The organism is Deinococcus rhizophilus (genome assembly GCF_030271215.1).
In the GTDB taxonomy this organism is placed as follows: domain Bacteria; phylum Deinococcota; class Deinococci; order Deinococcales; family Deinococcaceae; genus Deinococcus; species Deinococcus rhizophilus.
This window is the reverse complement of sequence record NZ_JASNGB010000226.1, coordinates 1-4,093: the sequence shown is the minus strand read 5'-3', so window position 1 is coordinate 4,093 and position 4,093 is coordinate 1. Positions and strand designations below refer to the sequence as shown.

Annotated in this window: 3 protein-coding genes and 1 pseudogene; 2 read left to right on the top strand and 2 right to left on the bottom strand. The window is 71.3% G+C overall.

Annotated features, from left to right (window positions below; translation table 11 throughout):
* Positions 1-2,546, top strand: a 2,546-nt coding sequence (locus QOL99_RS15565) for an SNF2-related protein (protein ID WP_285525160.1), incomplete at its 5' end; no start/stop codon positions are given.
* 37 nt (positions 2,547-2,583) lie between these two features.
* Here the strand turns inward: QOL99_RS15565 and QOL99_RS15560 are convergent.
* Positions 2,584-2,793 carry a hypothetical protein gene (locus tag QOL99_RS15560; protein ID WP_285525158.1) on the bottom strand — a complete coding sequence of 70 codons (210 nt, stop codon included), beginning with the start codon at positions 2,791-2,793 and terminating at the stop codon, positions 2,584-2,586.
* Between the two features lie 176 nt (positions 2,794-2,969).
* A pseudogene (locus QOL99_RS15555) lies at positions 2,970-3,728 on the bottom strand (aminopeptidase); the annotation flags it as partial.
* 94 nt (positions 3,729-3,822) lie between these two features.
* Between QOL99_RS15555 and QOL99_RS15550 the strand changes: the two are divergent.
* Positions 3,823-4,093: hypothetical protein (locus QOL99_RS15550; RefSeq protein ID WP_285525156.1), on the top strand; the 271-nt coding region annotated here is incomplete at its 3' end.

Sequence of the window (4,093 nt, the reverse complement as noted above, 5' to 3'; positions counted from 1 at the left end):
GGCTGGGCGCCGAGCGGCTGCTGGAGCTGGGCCGCCGCCTGCGCTCCTTCCGGGGCGTGGCCGACGTACCGCCGCCCCGGAGGCTGGACGCCGACCTGCGCCCCTACCAGCGCCAGGGGCTGTCGTGGTTGCAATTCCTGCGCGAGTACGACCTGGGCGGGATTCTGGCGGACGACATGGGGCTGGGGAAGGCCCAGCCGCTCGACGCGCGGGTGTTGACTCCTCTGGGCTGGACACGCATGGGAGACCTCCAGGTCGGCGACTTCGTGATCGGGCGCAACGGGAGGCCGACGCAGGTGACTGGCGTCTACCCGCAGGGCGAGCGACCCATCTACCGCGTCACCCTGACGGACGGGGCGAGCGTGGAGGTGGACGGGGAGCACCTGTGGGCCGTCAACACGCCAGTTCGCAAGCGGCGCGGCCTATCCGGGCGGGTTCTGACGACGGCGCAGATCATGGATGACCTCGCAGACGCCGCCGGGAACCTCAAGCACTACGTTCCGGTGGTGGAGCCGGTGCAGTTTGCCGCGCGGGACCTGCCCGTCGACCCGTACACGCTGGGGGCGCTGCTGGGCGGCGGCTGTTTGAAGCGCAGTGTTGAAATCTCCTCCGAAGACGAGCTGGTCGGCGCGTTGGCTCTACCAAGTGGCGTTTCTGCAAGCGTGGTGGAACGGCCGAGTCACAAGGTCAGCACGGACCGGCTGGTCACGGCGGGGCAATGGGCACCCAACCCCTTGAGGGATGCCCTCCGTGGGCTCGGGCTGCATGGCCTTGGCAGCCGCGAGAAGTTCATCCCGCCCCCCTACTTCCTGGGCAGTGCCGAGCAGCGCCTCGCCCTCCTCCAGGGTCTTCTCGACATGGACGGTCAGGCCGGTGTGGTCGTGGAGTACGTCAGCGTTTCCGAACACCTGGCGCGCGGTGTGGTCGAGTTGACGCAATCGCTGGGGGGCACGGCGCGCATCCGGCAAAAGCGGACCACGCACACCCACCTCGGAGAACAGCGCGGGGGACTGGCCTGGCGCGTGACCCTCAAGCTGCCGCCGCAACTCGACCCGTTCCGCTTCCCCGCGAAACTCGCGGCCTACCGTCGCCCGACCAGATACCCACCGAGCCGGGGCATCCGGAGCGCCGAGTTCGTGGGGATCAAGGCGGCGCAGTGCATCGCCGTCGCCGCCCCCGACCATCTCTACGTCACGGAGGCGTACATCGTCACGCACAACACCCTCCAGACCCTCGCCCACCTCCAGACCGAGAAGGAGGCCGGACGCGCTGACCGCCCCAGCCTGGTGATCGCGCCCACCAGCGTCCTGGGCAACTGGCGCACGGAGGCGGCCCGCTTCACGCCCGGCCTCAGGGTCCTGACGCTGCACGGCCCCGGCCGCAAGGCCGACTTTGACCGCGTCCCCGACCATGACCTCGTGCTCTCGACCTACCCGCTGCTTCCGCGCGACGTGGGCGCCCTGCGGGAGCACGAGTTTCACCTGCTGGTCCTCGACGAGGCGCAGAACATCAAGAATCCCAGGAGCGCCGCCGCCAGGGCCGCCGGGGCGCTGAGGGCCCGCCACCGCCTCGCCCTGACCGGCACGCCGCTGGAAAACCATCTGGGCGAACTGTGGTCGCAGTTCAATTTCCTGATGCCGGGGCTGCTGCACGACGAGAAGACCTTCCGCGAGCTGTACCGCACGCCCATCGAGAAGGGGGGAGACCGGGCGCGGCAGGCGGCCCTCGCTGCCCGCGTGAGGCCCTTTATCCTGCGGCGCGAGAAACGCGACGTGGCCTCCGAACTGCCGCCCAAGACCGAGATTCCGGTGCGCGTGACCCTTGACGGCGACCAGCGCGACCTGTACGAGACCGTGCGCGTGACCATGCTCGAACGGGTCCGCGAGGAACTCGACACGCGGGGGCTGGCCCGTTCCACCGTCGCCATCCTCGACGCGCTGCTGAAATTGCGGCAGGCGGTGACCGACCCCCGGCTGGTGCGGCTGGAAGCCGCCCGCGAGGTCACCGGGAGCGCCAAGCTCGACTGGCTGACCAGCAACCTTCCCCAGATGGTCGAGGAAGGCCGCCGCGTCCTGATCTTCTCGCAGTTCGCCACCCTGCTGGGGCTGCTGGAAGCTACCCTGACGGACCTGGGCATCGGGTACGCCAAGCTGACGGGGCAGACGAAGAACCGCGCGGCGCAGATCGGGCGCTTTCAGGGGGGCGAGGTGCCCGTCTTCCTGATCAGCCTCAAGGCGGGGGGTGTGGGCCTGAACCTCACCGCCGCCGACACGGTGATTCACCTTGATCCGTGGTGGAACCCCGCCGCCGAGGCGCAGGCCACCGACCGCGCCTACCGCATCGGACAGGACAAACCCGTCTTCGTCTACAAACTGATCGCGGCGGGCAGCGTGGAGGAACGGATTCTGGACCTTCAGGGGCGCAAGTCGGCGCTGGCAAGGGGCGTGCTCGACGGCGGCCTGACCAGCGCCACGCAGCTCACGACCGGCGACCTGGAGCGGCTGTTCGCCCCGCTGGAGGACGGGACAGAGGGGTCTGGGCCGTGAGGCGGACGGGGCGGCCCACCCGTGACCGCCCGGAGGGTCAGCCGGCCCTCAGGCGCGGCCAGAGCGTGAGGGCCAGTTGGCCGAAGCTCCGCACCATGAAGACCTGTCCGACCAGCCACGCCGTCCTGGTGCGAATGCCTACCAGCCACGCCGCCCCCAGCCCCAGCCGCAGCCCCAGCAGAGAGGCGAGCGGGCCACCTGCCGAGGTCCAGAACTGCTGATGGGGGGCCGTGGAGCGCGGCTGCACATGCCTTCCCAGAAACACAGCCGCCGCACAATCACCGTGAGCCGTCCAGCCCGCACCTCAAAGAGCGGGCGGCTGAAGCCCGGCCCCACGTCCACCCGGACGGGTTCCCGCGTCCTCAGCAGCGGCAGTGCGGCGTGCCCCAGCCCCTGCCCCAGCGTGACCCGTGCCCAGCATGATCAGAGGAACGTGCCGCCCTCCTGCACCATCTCCCCGTCCAGCGTCAGGCGGCCCTGCCCGCGCAGGTCGGTGATCAGGTCCCAGTGAATCGCGCTGGCGTTGGTGCCCCCGGTCTCCGGGTACGAGCGGCCCAGGGCGAGGTGAACGGTCCCGCCGATCTTCTCGTCAAAGAGGATGTTCCCGGTTGGCGTCTGAATGCCGAAGTTGGTGCCGATGCCCAGCTCGCCCAGCCGCCGGGCGCCGGGATCGGTGGCGAGGGCCGCCCGCAGCACGTCCTCGCCTTCCTCGGCAGTGGCCTCCACGACCTCGCCCGCCCGGAAGACCAGCCTCGCGCCGCGCACGACCACGCCGCCGTAGCTCGCCGGGACCGTGAAGGTGACCGCGCCCTCGGCGCTGTCTTCCACCGGCCCGGTAAAGACCTCGCCGCTGGGCATGTTGCGCTTGCCGTCGCTGTTGGCCCAGGTGCGGCCCCCCACCCGCAGGGTGAGGTCGGTGCCGGGAGCCTCGATCCGCACGGTGTCGGCCCGCGTCAGGCGCCCGATCAGCCGGGCCTGCATCTCCCGCACCTCGCCCCAGGCGGCCACCGGATCGGCGCGGTCGAGGAACATCGCCCGCATGACAAAGGCGCCGAACTCGGCCTCCGACATGCCCGCCTGCGCCGCCGCGTGCGCGGTGGGATAGAGGGTCAGGCTCCACTTCCTCCGCGCCCGGATCGCCGCGACCGGGGCGCGGGAGGCCGTCNATCTCCCGCACCTCGCCCCAGGCGGCCACCGGATCGGCGCGGTCGAGGAACATCGCCCGCATGACAAAGGCGCCGAACTCGGCCTCCGACATGCCCGCCTGCGCCGCCGCGTGCGCGGTGGGATAGAGGGTCAGGCTCCACTTCCTCCGCGCCCGGATCGCCGCGACCGGGGCGCGGGAGGCCGTCAGGCGGGCGCGGCGGGCGGCGTCGCCGGGGGTGCCGGGTTCCGGGGTCAGAATCCGCAGGCTGCCGTCCAGTGCCTCCACGTCCGCGAGGTCGGCGGGGTGGGCACTGTCCAGCACCGCCTCCTGCGCGAGTTCGGCCCAGTCGTCGTCCTGGCCGGGGTAGTCCAGCCGCACGGCGGGGCGGGCGCCGCGCGTC